The organism is Marinovum sp. PR37, from assembly GCF_028807375.1.
Taxonomy (GTDB): Bacteria; Pseudomonadota; Alphaproteobacteria; order Rhodobacterales; family Rhodobacteraceae; genus Marinovum; species Marinovum algicola.
Map to the genome: position 1 here is coordinate 1 of NZ_JARAML010000046.1, position 17,314 is coordinate 17,314.

General features: G+C 57.4%; 12 protein-coding genes and 1 pseudogene. 11 read left to right on the top strand and 2 right to left on the bottom strand.

Annotation, left to right across the window (positions count from 1 at the left end):
* The 11 genes from PVW49_RS22945 to brxL all read left to right on the top strand — a co-directional run.
* Positions 1-232, top strand: a 232-nt coding sequence (locus PVW49_RS22945; RefSeq protein ID WP_274591697.1) for a hypothetical protein, incomplete at its 5' end; no start/stop codon positions are given.
* A gap of 604 nt (positions 233-836) precedes the next feature.
* The gene (locus PVW49_RS22950) at positions 837-1,037 is read left to right on the top strand and encodes a helix-turn-helix transcriptional regulator (RefSeq protein WP_274591698.1); all 201 of its coding nucleotides are present in this window, start codon (positions 837-839) and stop codon (positions 1,035-1,037) included.
* 156 nt (positions 1,038-1,193) lie between these two features.
* Positions 1,194-2,063: a WYL domain-containing protein gene (locus PVW49_RS22955; protein WP_274591699.1), complete on the top strand. Its 870-nt coding sequence runs from the start codon at positions 1,194-1,196 to the stop codon at positions 2,061-2,063.
* The gene (locus PVW49_RS22960; RefSeq protein ID WP_274591700.1) at positions 2,063-2,683 is read left to right on the top strand and encodes a DUF1819 family protein; all 621 of its coding nucleotides are present in this window, start codon (positions 2,063-2,065) and stop codon (positions 2,681-2,683) included. The genes PVW49_RS22955 and PVW49_RS22960 overlap by 1 nt, the downstream gene beginning before the upstream one ends.
* A complete protein-coding gene (locus PVW49_RS22965) occupies positions 2,680-3,282 on the top strand; it encodes a DUF1788 domain-containing protein (RefSeq protein WP_274591701.1) in 603 nt (200 codons plus the stop codon). The genes PVW49_RS22960 and PVW49_RS22965 overlap by 4 nt, the downstream gene beginning before the upstream one ends.
* Before the next feature lie 4 nt (positions 3,283-3,286).
* The gene (gene brxC / locus PVW49_RS22970; protein WP_274591702.1) at positions 3,287-6,808 is read left to right on the top strand and encodes a BREX system P-loop protein BrxC; all 3,522 of its coding nucleotides are present in this window, start codon (positions 3,287-3,289) and stop codon (positions 6,806-6,808) included.
* A complete protein-coding gene (locus PVW49_RS22975) occupies positions 6,808-7,995 on the top strand; it encodes an AAA family ATPase (RefSeq protein WP_274591703.1) in 1,188 nt (395 codons plus the stop codon). The genes brxC and PVW49_RS22975 overlap by 1 nt, the downstream gene beginning before the upstream one ends.
* Positions 7,992-8,492, top strand: coding sequence for a hypothetical protein (locus PVW49_RS22980; RefSeq protein WP_274591704.1), 501 nt, complete (start codon positions 7,992-7,994; stop codon positions 8,490-8,492). The genes PVW49_RS22975 and PVW49_RS22980 overlap by 4 nt, the downstream gene beginning before the upstream one ends.
* Entirely contained in the window at positions 8,492-12,004 is a 3,513-nt protein-coding gene (gene pglX / locus PVW49_RS22985) for a BREX-1 system adenine-specific DNA-methyltransferase PglX (protein ID WP_274591705.1), read from the top strand. Before PVW49_RS22980 ends, pglX begins: the two co-directional genes overlap by 1 nt.
* Positions 11,997-14,498 (top strand): BREX-1 system phosphatase PglZ type A, encoded by a 2,502-nt coding sequence (pglZ, locus tag PVW49_RS22990; RefSeq protein ID WP_274591706.1) that lies wholly within the window; start codon positions 11,997-11,999, stop codon positions 14,496-14,498. The genes pglX and pglZ overlap by 8 nt, the downstream gene beginning before the upstream one ends.
* An 11-nt stretch (positions 14,499-14,509) precedes the next feature.
* The gene (gene brxL / locus PVW49_RS22995; RefSeq protein WP_274591707.1) at positions 14,510-16,615 is read left to right on the top strand and encodes a BREX system Lon protease-like protein BrxL; all 2,106 of its coding nucleotides are present in this window, start codon (positions 14,510-14,512) and stop codon (positions 16,613-16,615) included.
* Positions 16,616-16,812: 197 nt separating this feature from the next.
* On the opposite strand, the gene PVW49_RS23005 is transcribed toward brxL, so the two are convergent.
* Together PVW49_RS23005 and PVW49_RS23010 are read right to left on the bottom strand one after the other, a co-directional pair.
* Positions 16,813-17,070: a hypothetical protein gene (locus PVW49_RS23005; protein ID WP_274591708.1), complete on the bottom strand. Its 258-nt coding sequence runs from the start codon at positions 17,068-17,070 to the stop codon at positions 16,813-16,815.
* Positions 17,067-17,276, bottom strand: a pseudogene (locus tag PVW49_RS23010) (YcbK family protein); the annotation flags it as partial. The gene PVW49_RS23005 and the pseudogene PVW49_RS23010, both read right to left, overlap by 4 nt.
* Positions 17,277-17,314: the final 38 nt, after the last annotated feature.

Below are 17,314 nucleotides of genomic sequence, written 5' to 3' on the forward strand. Positions count from 1 at the left end.
CGTAGCTTATGTCAGTGTCCGAATTTCGGGGGGTAGCTCAATTGGGCTCTTGTCGGAGACGAGCAATGCTCACGTCATCTTCTACTACGGACTTCTGTCGCTACCGCCGCCGCTCGCGATCTCCGGTGACGATCTCGACGAGCATTTCCAATTTCCTGTCCACGAGGCAATCGAACTCGTTAACACCTATTTCGTTGCGCGGTTATCAGCGCTCATCGAGCAGGAAGACTAGCCCCACCAATGTTTTAGGTAGCTCCGTGCGCACGTTGCTCGGTCCCCGATTGCGGTTCGATCCCAGTCCTATTTGAACAGGTGGGACCAAGATCGGAAACATTTCCGGTCGCACTCTTTTCCCGTTTTTCTTCAATGCCTTGGAAGAAATTCACCAAACCGATGCAGTCAACAGGTCCGGAGAATATCCGCCCTGAGAGACCGCTTCCGGGCCTCCTCGCGCACGGGCCAGTGCTCAGCCCCACGCGCATAACCCTCCAAAACAACGAGAAAATCCGGCCGCAGCCGGATCGGGAGAACGCTTTCGCGAGGGTAAGTGGCGGAGGGAATGACTCGCTCCGCAATTCGGCTGTTTCGGCTTTTCGGATCGAGTCTAGATGCCACGAAAATCTCTGAAAGCTTGAGAAAAGTGTCCGACCCCTTGCCGATGGGCATCGCCCCACCGCGAAGGATTTGACATGTTTTCGATGTGGTGCGCCAATTTACGCCCGCCCCGCCTGTTTCGAACATAGTCTCAGAGCACGCAACATACCGACTTGAATAGGTTTTATTCTCACGCATTCGTTCTCTTGCGACCGAAGTGAGTTGCGCAAAAGGAGACGAAAATGAGCGAAGTGTGTCTGAGTCAAATCGAACTGGCGGCCCGATGGAAGATCAGCCACCGAACACTTGAACGATGGCGTTGGGCCCAGGAAGGTCCGCGATACCTGAAGATTGGCGGCCGGGTCGTGTACAGAGTGTCCGACGTCGAGGCATTTGAACGAGAGGTTCAGAGCTTTCCGGACGAGCTGCCGGTCGAAGGCTGAGCAGTCTACCTCGCCCCTCCCAAGGTCGCGGCATCGCGAAAAAAGACAATCCCACGAAGCATTTCGATTGAACACGACATGACTCCCGGCTAGCTTGCAGTCAGCACAAAAAATGGGCGCGCATATTAATCAAACGCGCCGAGTCGGGAGTGCAAAGTGGATAATGACAAGTCGGAGCTTCGTTGGGGAGTCGCGCTGCGCCTCGAGTTCATCGAGTTCCGATTGTTTTGGGAGGGGCGAGTGAACCGCAGCGATTTGATGGAGCAGTTCGGGCTATCGGTGAACCAGGCGTCCGCCGACCTGAACCGCTACATCGGGTTCGCTCCGGACAACATGGTCTACGACAAGAGTGCGCGGACCTATGTCCGTGGCTCAGGCTTCAAGCCGCAATTCCTCGAGCCCGACGCCAGCCGCTACCTCGCCCAGCTGCGGTCTGTCGCCGAGGGTATACTCGACCGCGAGGACTCCTGGATCGCCGATCTCCCGTCCTACGCCTCGGCACCAACGCCAGTGCGCGGTGTCAATCCTGTGACGCTGCGCTCGGTCGTCATCGCCATCCGCCGATCCGAAGCGATCGAGGTAAAATATCAGTCCCTGTCCAACCCCGACCCGCGCAGGAGGTGGATCGCGCCGCATGCCATCGCCTTCGACGGCTTCCGCTGGCACGCGCGGGCGTTCTGCCTGACCGACGAATGCTTCAAGGACTTCCTGCTCTCTCGGATTCTCGAAATCTGTGGGTCGTGCGAAAGCGACACCTCGGCCGAGGATGACCGCGACTGGCACTCAGAGGTCACGCTGGAGGTCGGCCCCCACCCCGACCTCTCGGAGACGCAAGCAAAGGTCATCGCGCTCGACTATGGCATGCGTGGCGGCAAAGCGAAGATCAAGGTCCGGCGCGCGCTCCTGTACTACGCGCTGAGACGGCTTGGGCTCGATACCGACCCTGCGGCCCGGAAGCCGCAAGATCAGCAGATCGTGCTATTGAACCGTGACGTCGTTCATTTGCAAGCTGGGAGCTCGGCATAATGACCGGCGCAGAGCTCCAACCCTACAAGATGTCTTTCGCTGTTGGGGGCCTACTTCTCAACGAAAGCGTCGAGGTTGCCCGAATGCACGCGCAATCGGAGGCTTGGGACGCTACGTTGCAGCGCGCCTTGGACGGAGGCGTTACCTCCCTTCCAAAGGCTGCGTCACGCCGCCGGACGCTTCGTGAAATTGTGAATCGGATTTCAACCTTGGACGATGAGGAACTCGACTACTTGGTCGAGCGAGCCGATCGGCAGGACCAACAAGCCCTATTGTGGCTCGCGACCTGCAGAGCGTATCGATTTGTTCGCGAGTTCGCGACGGAAGTCATCCACGAAAAATTTCTTTCGTTCCAACTCGACCTACCGCTGGAAAGTTTCGACGTCCTGTTTGCCGCCAAAGCCGAATGGGATGAAGGCCTTGCCGGGATTAGTCCGATGACCCGCGCAAAGCTGCGGCAGGTGCTGTTCCGGATAATGCGCGAAGCAAACGTGATCTCCGTCGATAACCGGATCCTGTCTGCCTATGTCTCGCCTCGGCTCAAGACGATGTTGGCAGAGAAAAGCCCACGGGACCTCGTCGTGTTTCCTGGATTGAGCCATGATGGAGGCGCGCTGTGAAAAAGCCGACCAGCCGCAAAGAGCGGGCAGAACATTTATTCAAGGTCGTCACCAGCCAGCGGTTCCTGACCAAGCAGGGCCTCGGCAATGAGGTGCCGTTCTTCATCTGCCCTTACCCGGCAGAAGAGGGACTGTCGATGGTTGAGGACCGGTTGGATCTGGTCACCCGTATCACACATGCCGGGATCGGTGTTCTCGACCTGAGCCTGTACGATCTTTCGATCGGCATTCTCGAAGAGCGCGGCATCCTCGACCAGATCCTCGAGATTGAGCCGGACACCGACAAGGGCGAGATCCGAGAGCTTCTGCAATCCGTGCTGGATCCAAAAGCCAATCTCATCCCTAAGATCGGCGACGCCATTGAAGCCGCACCGCATGAAGTGATCTTCCTGTCCGGTGTCGGAGAGGTCTATCCTTACATCCGGTCGCACAACGTGCTGAACAATCTCCAGAGTACAGCCAAGGACAAGCCGACCGTGCTGTTCTTCCCAGGCAGCTACACCCACGCGCTCGCGACGGGAGCCTCGCTCGATCTGTTCGAGCGCCTCCACGACGACAAGTACTACCGAGCCTTCAATATTCTGAACTACGAGGTTTGATCCGATGACGATTGCGATGCGTGAAATTTTTGAGAAGCCCGTCGACCGCGCCATCGATGGCGTCATCAAGGCGGATGACGAAGCGAGCCTCCGAATCGAACTCGACGAATATGTGATTACCGGCGAGATCGGGCAGAGGCTTGAGCAATTCCTTGACGCCTACAACAATTACAAGACTGCGAATGGTGTCTGGATTTCCGGTTTCTTCGGTTCAGGCAAATCGCACCTTCTGAAGATGCTAGCGCTCTTGCTGGAAAACCGCGAAGTCGACGGGATCAAGGCGTTCGACATCTTCGCTGAGAAGCTGAAGGACGAACCTATGCTCGCTGGCGCTCTGCGCAAAGCCGTGTCGATCCCGTCGAAGTCAATTCTGTTCAACATCGACCAGAAAGCCGACGTGATCTCGAAGAACGACGTCGACGCGCTACTTTCGGTTTTCCAGAAGGTCTTCGACGAGATGTGCGGCTATTACGGCAAGCAGCCACACATTGCGCAGTTCGAACGGCAGCTCGATGAGCGTGGTCAGTTCGAGGCGTTCAAGGCGGCGTTCATGGAACTCTCCGGGAAGCCTTGGGAGACGCGAGGCCGCGAGGAGGCTTTGCTGGAGGGGCGCAACATCGCTGCGGCATTCGCGCAGGCAACCGGTGCAGATCCGGCCGATGCCAAGGATATACTCTCACAGTACCGAAAAGATACGCGGGTCTCGATCGAAGACTTTGCCAACACCATAAAGGCCTGGATCGACCGGCAGGTCCCCAACTTCCGACTGAACTTCTTCGTCGACGAGGTCGGCCAGTACATTGCCGACAACGTTAAGCTTATGACGAACCTCCAGACCATCGCCGAAAGCTTGAACACCAAGTGCAAGGGACAAGCATGGATTATCGTGACGGCGCAGCAGGCTATCACTGAAGTCGTGGGCGATATGACGGCCCGGCAGGAGAACGACTTCTCGAAGATTCAGGCCCGCTTTGCCAACCGCATGCCTCTGAACTCGGCGGATGTGGCAGAAGTCATCCAACGACGCCTGCTGTTCAAGACCGACGCGGCCCAGATTATGTTGGGCAACCTGCACGACAAGGAAGAGAACAACCTCAAGACCTTGTTCGACTTTGCCGACGGCTCGATCCGGCTGAAAAACTACCGCGATCGCGGACATTTCGTGGCGAGCTATCCGTTCCCGCCCTATCAGTACACGCTCTTCCAGATGGCGATCACGTCGCTCTCCCAGCACAATGCATTCGAGGGCAAGCACAGCTCTGTGGGCGAACGCTCGATGCTGGGCGTGTTCCAGGAGGTGGCCAAAACACTTGCCGATCGTCCTGTCGGGGGCCTTGCGACCTTCGACTTGATGTTCGAGGGGATCCGCACCGCGTTGAAGTCCTCCGTTCAACAGTCCGTCCAGATCGCCGAGCGAAACCTCGACGATACCTTCGCAGTTCGAGTTCTGAAGGCCCTGTTCCTTGTCAAATATGTCAAAGAGTTCAAACCGACCGTCCGCAATATCAGCATTCTTCTGCTGTCGGAATTTGAAGCAGACCAGGCGGGACAACGTCGCAAGATCGAGGATGCTTTGGCGCGTCTCGAGCGCGAAACCTACATTCAGCGCAACGGCGAAACCTACGAGTTCCTGACCAATGAAGAGAAGGACGTCGAAGCCGAGATCAAGGCACTGGATGTCGATCCAACCGAGATCACCAAAGAGCTTGAAACGCTCGCGTTCGACACGATCCTCCGGCACCGCAAGATTAAGCACCTTACCACAGGCTATGAGTATCCCTTCAGCCGCAAGCTTGACGACCATCTGCTCGGTCGGGAATACGAGCTTTCGATCAACATTATCAGCCCATTCAATGACGATGCCGCGGCTCCAGATGCCGTGCGCATGCGCAACATGGGGCGCGAGGAGCTGGCGATCGTGCTGCAACCGGATGTCCGGTTCATTCGGGACCTGACCCTGTTCCGGCAGACCGACAAGTTCATTCGGCAATCGCGCAGCGGGTCGCCACAGCCTGGTAGAGACCGGATTATCCTCGAAAAGGGCGAACAGAACGGCCGTCGTGCGAAGGATCTGGAGCTTCGGCTGCGTAAACTGATGGCGGCGGCGCGGCTCTTCGTGCGTGGTGATGAACTGGACATCGGTGGTGACGATCCCCAGGACCGCGTCGTCAAGGCGTTCCAGGCGCTTGTCGACAAGGTCTACGTGAACCTGCCGATGCTGCGGGGCGTGAATTATGCTGAGGCAGACATTGCCAAGGCTGCAAGTCCGACGTCCACTCTATTTGGCGAAGCCGGCACCGGCTTGACGGAAGCCGAACAAGATGTGCTGAACCACATTCAGAGTCAGGCCCGCAACGGTGTGAAAGTCTCGGCCAAGTATCTGACCGAACGCTTCGGGGCTAAGCCCTATGGCTGGCCTACGGTTGCCGCCCTATGCCTCACCGCAAGCCTTTCCGGCAAAGGCAAGTGCGAGGCCCGCTCGGACGGTACGCCGCTGGAAGGTGCCGAGCTGGCCCGCGCGCTGAACAACAGCCACATGCTGGCGAACGTCCTCCTGACCCCGCAACTCGAGTTCACCTCGTCCCAAATCCGCGCAGCGAAGGATCTCTATAAGGAGTTGTTCGGCCTGCCTGCCGACGGCTCCGATGCACGGGTTCTCGGCGGTGAATGGGCAGAGAGCATCCGCGCGCTGTCAGACGAACTGAATCGGTTCGTCACCGAACAGTACAAGTACCCATTCGTCACGGCGCTTGAGCCCTTGCGGGATGAGGTCGTCGCCATGGTCGGCAAACCCGCCGTCTGGTACATCACCGAACCGGTCAAGCAGGAAGACTCGCTGCTGAACGCCAAGGAGGACGTTCTCGACAAGATTCGCAGCTTCATGGGCGGGGCTCAGCGCGAGATCTACGACGACGTCCGCGACTTCCTGCAGGCTCAAGAAGCCAATATTGGCTACGTTGATACCGCTGCCGGGGGAAAGCTGCGCGCCGCCCTAAATGATCCCGACTGCTACAAGGGCACGGCGATCCAGGAGCTGAAGTCCGACCTCTACGCCCTGAAGGACAAGGTCGAGCTCGATGTCTTGAAGGAGCGCAAGGCAGTCGTCGCGGCGGTCGATGAATGCGCGGAGAAGGTCTCCCAGACGACGGAGTTCCAAGCCCTCTCCCCTGAACAGCAGGACAAGATCCGCCGCAGCGTGGCCTCTCACAAGGCGGGACTCGACGCCGTGACTATGATCCCGATTTTGCGCGACCGGGCGAATGGCGCACGGTCCGGCTTGATACAGCAGATGCTGGCAGACATCGCAAGCATGACGCAGCCTCCGGCGCCCGCTCCGGCCGATCCGGGAATGAAGGAACGGCCCGCCCCGGTGCCAAGGCCGCCATCATACATCAATGCTTCTGAGATTAGGCTGAATTACGCCAAGCCATACCTGGCGGAAGAAAGCGACGTTGAAACTTACGTTGAAGAGATGCGGCAGAGCTTGCTCGCGCAAATACGATCTGGGAAGCGAGTAATCGTGTGATGATTACCAAAATTGAGTTCGAAAACTTCACAGCGTTCGAGAATCTGGAACTCTCCCTGTCTCCTCGGGTCAATGTGATTATCGGGTCAAACGGAACGGGGAAGACCCTTCTCCTGAAGGCCATCTATGGCTTAGGCATGATCGCGGATGGAGAATATCCTGAGCGCTCAGAGGATGGTTTCGCGACCACTGCGTCGGGGAAATTCCTGAAGGTTTTTTCTACTGAGAACGACAGGGTGGGAATCCTCTCCTCCAAAGGGGCTCAATCGGAAGCAAGGCTGCGGCTGATGAACAGTGATGACTCCAGTGTGGATGTGTCTTTCGGCGCGCGATCTCAATACTTGGAAATTGCCTCTAGCGAAGAGGGCCCCAAGCCTGCTGACAAGCCTGTCTACATCCCGACCAAGGAAGTGCTTTCATTGGTTCGCGGCATTCGCCACCCGGATCATGATCGCGCGACCGTCGAGATGATTTTCGATGATGGCTATGTGAACCTGGCGGAACTTCTTGTGCAGCCCGTCTTCAATGAAAAGGCATCCGGCCCCATTGAAGATCCGAGGTTGTCTAACGTCATTCGCAAGTTGGTTGCCCTTATTGGAGGCAGGTATCGTCTGGAGGACGACGGTGGCTTCAATTTTGAACCCGGACGATATGAAGAAAAGGCTAAACCGAAAAACGATCCGTCACGGTCAGAGTCTCAAACTGCGAAAGCGTACCAAGACTCGACACAGACCCGTTTTGTTTCGAATGGCGGCCAGCCGTTCCCAACTGGGATGACAGCCGAAGGGTATCGAAAGATCGGCGTACTTCATCGTCTGCTATGCAACGGATCGATCAATCCGGGAGAAACCGGCTCTCTGCTATGGGATGAGCCCGAAGCAAACCTTAACCCAAAACTGATGAAGGAACTGGTTCAGGTCCTTCTAGAACTTTCACGAAACGGCCAGCAGATCGTCATCGCCACGCACGACTACGTGCTTTTGAAGTGGCTGGATCTTCTAATGGACAAGAAAGGCAAAGAGGACCATGTCCGATTTCACGTCCTTCAAAGGAGCGATGAAGATGGAAAGATGTCTGTTTATTCGACAGATGATTACGGACAACTCGTAACTACGGGCATATCGAAAACCTTCGGTGAACTCTATGAGGCAGAAATTGACCGCTCGCTGAAGGGTATTGAACTATGACGACAGTGCAGGAATTTGATCTGGAACTCTCGTTTCCCGGAGCCAATGCTGTAGTCCATTTTGACGACAGTCAGTACCACGCAAGTAGTACTGTCCAACGCGTTGATTTTATAGCGGAGTACGATGCGCATTACCTGTTTGTCGAGATCAAAGATCCCGACACCCCCACGGCTGCAAACCCGGCCGCCTTCGTGGCCAAATTGAACTCCGGGAAGCTGGCTCAAAGTCTTGCTGGCAAATTCAGAGACACCCAATTTTTCCGATCAGCACAGGGCAAGAACGATCGTAAAGTCCGGTATCTCGTTCTGCTCTCAATGCAGAGCTTGGACAGTGCTTTGCTGCTTGCAAAACAAGATGAACTGCGGAAAGCCATTCCGATCAGGCATGCGGACTGGGCCGACGATTGCGCCGCGAGCTGCATCATCCTGAATTTTGAACAATGGAAGAGGCAATTCGGAGAGCAGTCACTTCGCCGAATTAGCGAGGGGGCGGCCTGATGGATACCACGAAGCTCAAGAAATTCGCACAGTTCGCGCGGCGCGCACTCATCGAGCAGGTCGATGCGAAACTGGAGGCAGTCCGCGCGGAAGGCTCAGCCGCTCAGCGCGAGCATCCGGCGGCTTTCAAGAAACTTGAGGCCAGCATCGCTCAGCACGGCGAAGACGAAGTTATCGAGCGGGTCGCCTACATCTGGTTCAACCGCTTTACCGCCCTTCGCTTCCTGGACGTCAACGAACTCAACGCGGTTCGCGTCGTCTCTCCTTTGCCCGGGCAGTTCCAGCCCGAGATCCTTGCGGATGCGAAGGCCGGAAACATCAATGAACAGCTCGTCCCCGAGGCAACCCGCCGAAAGGTCCGCGAACTGCTGGAGGGGATGACCCCCAGCCAGGATCCTCAGGCAGAGGCGTATCGGCTGCTTCTTGTCGCCATTTGCAACTCCTGGCAGACCACCATGCCGTTCCTGTTCGAACGGATCGATGACTACACCGAGCTCCTACTGCCTACCGACCTGCTGTCAAATGCATCGATCCTCGCCTATCTGCGCGAGGCCATGACGCCGGATGCCTGCCAGGATGTCGAGATCATCGGCTGGCTCTACCAGTTCTACATCTCCGAGAAGAAGGATCAGGTCTTTGCGGGGCTAAAGAAAAACAAGAAGATCGAGGCCGAGAATATCCCGGCCGCAACACAGCTCTTCACCCCGCACTGGATCGTCCGTTACCTGGTAGAGAACTCACTGGGGCGGCTATGGCTGCTGAACCGGCCGGGGTCGAAACTGGCCGAGCGGATGGGCTACTATATCGCGCCGGAAGAGCCCGAGACGGATTTCTTGAAGATCGGCAAGCCGGAGGAGATCAAGATCTGCGATCCGGCCTGCGGGTCGGGGCACATGCTGACCTATGCCTTCGATCTGCTCTACGCGATCTACGAGGAAGAGGGGTATGACCCGGCCCAGATCCCGGCGCTGATCCTGCAGCACAACCTGACGGGAGTGGAGATCGACGACCGCGCTGGGGCGCTCGCAGCCTTTGCGTTGGCGATGAAGGCGGCGGCAAAGCTGGGGCGGCGGCGGTTCCTGCGGATGGAGGCCAAGCCCGACATCTGCGTGTTGCAGGACGCGAGCTTCACCTCAGCGGAATTGCGGGACGTGGCCGCGGTCGTGGGCAAGGATCTGTTCTCCGACGAACTGCGCGAGACGCTGGGCCAGTTCGAACAGGCGAAGAACTTCGGCTCGCTGATCATACCGAAGCTGCGCGACCCGGCCGAGACGTTGCGGGTGGTCGAGGCGCGGGATTTTGACGCCGACCTGCTGCTGCGCCCGGTTCTGGAGCGCCTCGTGAAAGTGCTGCAAATGGCCGAGGCTCTGTCGCCAAAGTATCATGTAGTGGTGGCCAACCCGCCGTATGCAGGAGCCAAGGGTCTAAATAGTACGCTTGGTTCGTGGGTTAAGGAGAATTTTCCGCGCAGCAAATCAGACCTAATGACGTGTTTTATGGAGCGCTCGAGCAGGCTGACCGTTTCAAGTGGCTTTTGGGGGATGATAAACTTGCCCTCTTGGATGTTCTTGGGATCATTTCAACTATGCCGGGCTTGGCTCCTCGAAGAACACAAGATCGACACGCTACTACAGCTTGGACGAGGCATTTTTGGCTCTGACTTTGGCTCCGTCGCCTTCACGGTACAGAAGCGAATAGCCAATAGCAGCGATACCGGGATCTATCGACGCCTATTTGAACAGCATGTTCAAGTGCGCAAACCGGATGAAATTGAGACGCTATTCCAAGATCGTAACTTTGGATCGTTCAAATTCCTGCAGAAAGATTTCGAGAAGATACCTGGCTATCCAATTGCATTCTCGTTGAGCAAATCCGTAATTGAAGATTTCGCGAACATGCCTTCGCTAGCTGAACATGTTGAGCTGAAAGCAGGCCTCCTGACGGGTGATAACGTTCGGTTTCAGCGCGAATGGTTCGAGGTCTCACTCGAAAATTCCGATTACGAATGCACTTCTTCTGGCGAGAGCGGCGCACGCTGGTTTCCTTGCCATAGCGGCGGCGATTTCAGAAAGTGGTACGGAAACCATGAGGTTGTCGTGAACTGGGAGAATGATGGTCAAGAAATTCGGAACTTTAAAGATAGTGCGGGAAAGTTGCGCTCACGACCGCAAAATATCCAGTATTTCTTTCGAGAAGGCATTACGTACTCAAAGATCAGCGCTGGAAAATTTGACACTCGATACCGACCGCCGGGTTTCGTTTTTGATGATACAGGAAGGTCGGGATTTAGTTCTAGTGCAGAAACTGAAAGATCGGCTTTGGCGTTTTTGTGCTCGAACGTTGCCGACAGCTTGCTCGCAGTTCTCTGTCCGACCCTAAGTTTTAACACTGCCGAGCTGAATAGTCTTCCTTTCGATGCTGAAGTGATTAATCGCTCTCCAATAGCTGTGGAAGAACTGATCAATCTCGGAAAATCAGACTGGGACGCCTACGAAACCTCTTGGGATTTCACTACGCTCCCGCTGCTCTCGCCCGATCATCGGGCCGCGACGCTGGCGGCCAGCTATTCCCTCCTGCGCGCCCACTGGCAGGGCATGACGGACGAGATGCAGCGACTGGAAGAAGAGAACAACCACATCTTTATCGACGCCTATGGCCTGCAAGACGAGCTGAAACCCGAGGTGCCGATCGAGGAGATTACCCTAAACTGCAACCCCGCGTACTCGATCCGAACGGGCAAGACCGACGAAGACCGGGAAGTCGCGCTGCGTGCCCGCACGATGCAGGCATTCCTCAGCTACGCCGTGGGCTGCATGTTCGGCCGCTACAGCCTCGACGCGCCAGGCCTGATCCTTGCCAACCAGGGCGAGACGCTGGCCGACTATCTTGCGCGCGTTCGGGAGCCCAGCTTCCTGCCCGACGAGGACAACGTCATCCCCGTGCTGTCGGAGGAATTCGAGAACTGGTTCCCCGATGACATCGCGGACCGTTTTCGCAAGTTCCTGCGCGTGACTTTTGGCGAGGCGCATTTCCGCGACAACCTCGCCTTTGTCGAGGCGCAGATCGGCGACATCCGCAAGTATTTCACCAAGGGGTTCTACGAAGACCACGTGAAGCGCTACAAGAAGCGGCCGATCTACTGGATGTTCTCCAGCCCCAAGGGCACGTTCCAGGCGCTGATTTACATGCATCGCTACCGGCCGGACACCGTCTCGGTGCTGCGGAACGAGTATCTGGTCGAGTTCATCCGCAAGCTGGAAGCCGAGCGCGCAAAGCTCGCAAAACTGGCCGATGACCCCTCGGCCACGCAGGCTCAGCGCACCAAGGCAGAGAAAGCCGCGAGCACCATCGTGAAGCAGATCGCCGAGCTCGAGGAATGGGAGCGCGAGGTCATCTTTCCACTGGCGCAGGAGAAGAAGGAAATCGACCTCGATGAAGGCGTCAAACAGAATTACCCGCTGTTCGCCGGGGCGCTGAAGCCAATCAAGGGGCTGGAGGCAAAGAATGAGTGACCGCATCGCCACTAGCCTGCGGCAGCTGTTCGAGGAGAAACGGCTTGTCTTCTGGTACGATGCCGATCGCGACATGCGGGTAGCGTTCGACGCGGTGGACCTGCCCGGCGTCACCAAGCTGGAGATCGCGAACAACGAATTCGGACTAAAGTACCGGATCCTGCGGCAGGAGCCCCAGGGCAAGTTCCTGCTGTTCAAGGACGGGCCCGAGCCCGAGATGGCGGAGAACTGGCTCCTGGACCTTCAGCTGGCCTCGGCCGTGTTCAAGACCGATCAGGCGGCTATCTGGCTCGCCGAGCTGGGCCTGCCCTTGCAGTTCGAAAACGTGGTGCGCGAGCATATCGAATTCTTCCGCGCCAAGGCCCGTGTCGAGGCGCTGAAGCGGCTGATGCAGGCGTCTGACACCCAGACCCAGATGCGCCTGCGGATGCTGGCCGTCTGCGGCGGCGCCGAGGGCGGGCTGGACACAGTGATCGAGGCGCTGCTGGGTGAACTGGCCGTGGGCAAGGACGACGCCCTGCGTCTGATCGAGCGCTCGGGTCTGACCGATTTCCTCTGGACGCAGATCGGACAGGCCTACGGCTACAAATCGGATGAGCCCGATTTCGAGGATTTCGCTATCGCGCTGTTCCAATCGGCCTATTTCTGCGCCCTGGGGGAAGACGGTGCGTTGAATGCCGAGGCGCTGCTGGTCTTCCGCCGCTGGAAGAACAACCGCCATTGGGCGGAGGCGTTCGAGACGCTGTCCAAGCAGTATCAGGATCTGCTGAAGATCCCGGCCGATCTGCAAAATCGCGACTTCCGCACCTTGGCAGGCGTAGATCACTTTGAAGAGATCGACCGGCAAATCATCCGTGAGATCGTCCGCACGATGTCGGCCCAGTCCGCAAGCGCGCCGGAACTGCTGAACTGGGTGCGCGAACGCCGGCAGAGCCACTGGTATCCGGCCTACGCGGACATCTACCAGGCAATCGGTTACGCCACCGAGTTCCAGCAGGCGCTGGCCGAAGCGAACCTGGGGATGACCAGCCCCGCCGAGGGTGTACAGCGCTATGTGACCAGCTGGTATCGGCTCGATCAGCTCTACCGCAAGTTCGTCTACCACATGCAGAAAAGTGGTCAGGCCTCCCTGTTGGCCGACCTCTATGCATCCGTCGAAAACCGCTACACAAACAGCTTTGTGTTGGCTCTGAACGACGCCTGGCAGGACCAGATTGCCGACCTTAGTGAGTGGAAGATCTCAGGCTTCGCGTCGCAGACCAACTTCTATCAGGAGCAGGCCGCCGAGTACCGGCGCAAGGATCAGAAGGTCGCTGTAATCATTTCGGACGCCCTCCGCTTCGAGGTGGGCGAGGAATGCCTGCGCCGGATACGCGCTCTGGATCGCTTCGATGCTGAGTTGAAGCCAATGATCAGTTCGCTGCCAAGCTACACCCAACTCGGCATGGCGGCACTCCTTCCACACAACGCGCTCGCCTTGGCGGAGGACGGGAGCGGCGATGTCATCTCGGACGGAGAGAATACCAAGGGTCTTGCGGCACGAGAGAAGCTACTTGCCGCAGGGCGCAAGGGTGACACTGCGAAGGCGCTGAAATCCGAAGAAGTGATGAACATGCGCACGGACGACGGAAAGACGCTCTTCCGCGACCACCACATCGTCTACGTATACCACAACCGCATCGACGCCATCGGCGACAAGCTGCAAACGGAAGACAAGCTGCCCGAGGCGGCCGAGGATGCCATCGAGGATCTGACGAAGCTCGTCCGCAAGCTGACTTCGGCCAACTTTTCCAACATCCTGATTACCGCGGATCACGGGTTCCTCTACCAGCATCGCGCGCTTGACGAGAGCGATTTCGCCATCGCCGATCCGCAGGGTGCCGAGATCCTCTTCCGCAACCGGCGTTTTGTGATTGGGCGCGGCCTCGCGCCCACAACGGGCATGAAGTACTTCGGCGCAGCAGGGCTAGGCCTTTCTGGCGGGCTGGATGTCCTGATCCCGAATTCGATCAACCGGATGCGGGTGAAGGGCGCCGGCAGTCGTTTCGTACATGGCGGCGCCACCTTGCAGGAAGTTGTCATACCGGTCATCCGGGTTGGCAAGCAGCGCGAGACGGATGTGGGCGAGGTCGATGTGCAAATCTTTGTCACGGGCCGCAGCCTGATCTCCTCAGGCCAGACAGCTGTGACGCTCTATCAGAGCCAGCCCGTCTCGGAGAAAATGCGGCCTCGGGAGCTTCTGGCGGGCATCTATGCCTCCGATGGCACTCTGATCTCCGACGAGTACACACTGCTGTTCGATTTCCGGTCCGACAATGCCCGCGAGAGGGAGATGCCGCGCAAGTTCCTTCTCTCGCGCGAGGCCGACCGGTTCAACAACCAGGACGTCATCCTGAAGCTGCGTGAACGGGTCGGAAAGACCAGCCACTACCAGGATTATGCCACCCACCGCTTCCAGCTGCGGCGTGGCATGACCACCGACTTTGATTTCTGAGGAGCCTACGGATGAGTAACCTCGACGCCAAGATCAACGAGAATTTCGCGGGCTTTGTGGTTCGAAAGGACCTGGTGAAGACGGTCAAGGGCAATGCGATCGTACCGACCTATGTGCTCGAGTACCTATTGGGACAGTATTGTGCCACAGACGATGAGGCCTCGATCGGCACGGGTATCGAGACGGTCAAGGAAATCCTGCGCAAGCATTATGTTCACCGCAGCGAGGCTGGGCTGATCCAGTCCACGATCAAGGAAAAGGGCCGCTACAAGGTCATTGATCAGATCAGCGTATCGCTGAACGAAAAAACCGACAGCTACGAGGCAACCTTCGACAACCTTGGAATCAAGAAGGTTGCCGTCGACAGCGGCACCATCAAGGCTCATCCCAAACTGCTGGTGACCGGCGTTTGGTGTATCGCCGACGTCCAGTATGAGTTTGCTGAGGATGCTCGGACTTCTCCGTGGATCCTTGAGACGATCAAACCGATCCAGATCGCGAAGGTCGATTACGACGCTTATCGCGAAGCCCGATCCAGCTTCGGCACCGATGATTGGATTGACCTTCTCATGCAAAGCATCGGTTTCAATCCCGACGCATTTGGTCGGCGCGCCAAGCTGCTCCAGCTTATGCGCCTCATCCCCTTCGTCGAGCGCAATTACAATATTATCGAACTAGGGCCCAAAGGCACCGGCAAGTCGCATATTTATTCGGAGTTCTCTCCGCATGGCCAACTGATCTCGGGCGGTGAGGTCACGATCCCAAAGCTCTTTGTCAACAATTCCAATGGCCGCATTGGTCTCGTGGGATATTGGGATGTAGTCGCCTTCGACGAGTTCGCCGGACGCGAAAAGACCGCCAACAAGGCCCTCGTCGACATCATGAAAAACTACATGGCCAACAAGACCTTCTCCCGCGGGGTCAATCCCATGGGGGCCGAGGCCAGCTTTGCCTTTGTCGGCAATACCGACCACAACGTGCCATTCATGCTAAAAAACAGTGATCTCTTCGAGGCGCTGCCGTCACAGTTCCATGACTCAGCCTTCATCGACCGTCTGCACTCCTACCTTCCGGGTTGGGAAATCGACGTCATCCGGGGTGAGATGTTCACCAAAGGCTACGGCTTTATCGTGGATTATTTGGCCGAAATTCTGCGCCATCTGCGCTCAGAGGATTTCTCACATCGACCTGATCAGTACTTCAAGATCAGCGAGAAGATATCGACCCGCGATCGCGACGCCATTTACAAGACGATGTCGGGGCTCTTGAAGTTGATCTTCCCAAACGGTGGCGAGACCACTGAGGATGTCGAGGAACTGCTGCGGCTGGCGATGGAAAGCCGAAAGCGCGTGAAAGACCAATTGGCGCGCATCGATGCGACCTATCCCGAGGTCGACTTCTATTACACCGGACCCGATGGCGAAAAGCGCCGTGTCACCACGGTAGAAGAAGAAGAATATCCGCAATTCTATCATTTGAAACCTGCGCTGGATCCGAAGGAACAGGAACAGCGAGACGAGAAGGGAGATGGCCGGACCGTGGACGCGTCTGGCAGTGAGGCATCTGCTCCTGCGGAGCCCAAACTTCCCGCACAGAACGAACAAGCGCTCGCCGAAGGTCATCATGTCTTTGCTGAAAACCGCAAAGGCATCAGCTACGACAAGGTATTTGGTCCCTACATTGCCGGTGCATCCAGGATCGTAGTGACTGACCCGTATGTCCGCTACTTCTACCAGATCAAGAATATGATGGAATTTGTAGAAATGGTCATCCAGCGCAAGCCGCCAGAAGACCAGGTCAGCATTCATTTGGTAACAGGGCCGGATGACGGCAACGTGGCCAATCAGCGTGAGCTTCTGGATTCCATAGCTGACGCATGTGCAGGCACCGGTATTGAATTCACTTGGGTCTTCGATGGTACCGGTACTGGCCATGCACGCGATATCACTACCGACACAGGCTGGAAGATCGTCCTTGATCGTGGGCTGGACATCTTCCAAGCGCCGATCAGAAAAGATGGGTTTTCGCTTGGGGACCGGCTGCAGGATCACCGGACGATCAAGGGATTTTATGTGACTTACGTGAGGAACGTAGATTCAGGAAATCAAGTCTCATGAAGGTTAGCTTGACCAATTCTTTTCTTCTCTAAGGAGACCCATGGCATGCCCGCGCCTGCTCCCGCATCACCGCATAGTCGCCCATCATCTCGGCGATGGCAGATCCGTCCGGCAGCATTGGCATTTCTTCGGCCGCCTGCCCCTGGAGCTCCCTGCTGTATTCCACCACCGGCGGGCATGCCCCCACGCCGCCGGTCTCAAAACCCACCGTCGCGCAGCCGGTCAACCAGCTCGTCCCGATCACGAGGACGGCGAGCCGCCGCCTCCAGCATCCGGCGTTGGACATCATTGGTCTTCTCCGTGGTTTCAAGGCGTTCTGCCATGCGCCCTGCGCGCTCACCCGCGCGACGGAACGACAACAGGAACAGGACGATGGCGAGAGCAATGGCCCCATAGCGCAGCCCCGCCCGCATCCACGGGCTGGCGGCGATCCCGGCGAGCAAAGTGGCGATCATCGCTGCCCCCGTTTCCAATCATCAAGACGGGCATAGATTGTAACCGCAACGCCCATGAGCGCCACGGCGATGAACACCCAGCGCAGGGTGTCGAGATACGGCACCAGCGGCAGGATGGCGGTCTGGGTCTCGGTCAGGACGCTCTGTGCGACCTCCACCCCAGCCGCGCCGAGCGTTGCGACGCCTGCCGCCCCGCCACCTTTGAGCTACTCCCCATCTTTTGGACAGGATCTGGCGTAAACTA

Bases quoted from the DNA above. Each gene is read 5' to 3' on its own strand.
- PVW49_RS22975 (WP_274591703.1), top strand. From the start codon at position 6,808: ATGATTACCAAAATTGAGTTCGAAAACTTCACAGCGTTCGAGAATCTG.
- pglX (WP_274591705.1), top strand. From the start codon at position 8,492: ATGGATACCACGAAGCTCAAGAAATTCGCACAGTTCGCGCGGCGCGCA.
- brxC (WP_274591702.1), top strand. From the start codon at position 3,287: ATGACGATTGCGATGCGTGAAATTTTTGAGAAGCCCGTCGACCGCGCC.
- brxL (WP_274591707.1), top strand. From the start codon at position 14,510: ATGAGTAACCTCGACGCCAAGATCAACGAGAATTTCGCGGGCTTTGTG.
- PVW49_RS22980 (WP_274591704.1), top strand. From the start codon at position 7,992: ATGACGACAGTGCAGGAATTTGATCTGGAACTCTCGTTTCCCGGAGCC.
- pglZ (WP_274591706.1), top strand. From the start codon at position 11,997: ATGAGTGACCGCATCGCCACTAGCCTGCGGCAGCTGTTCGAGGAGAAA.
- PVW49_RS22950 (WP_274591698.1), top strand. From the start codon at position 837: ATGAGCGAAGTGTGTCTGAGTCAAATCGAACTGGCGGCCCGATGGAAG.
- PVW49_RS22960 (WP_274591700.1), top strand. From the start codon at position 2,063: ATGACCGGCGCAGAGCTCCAACCCTACAAGATGTCTTTCGCTGTTGGG.
- PVW49_RS23005 (WP_274591708.1), bottom strand. From the start codon at position 17,070: ATGATCGCCACTTTGCTCGCCGGGATCGCCGCCAGCCCGTGGATGCGG.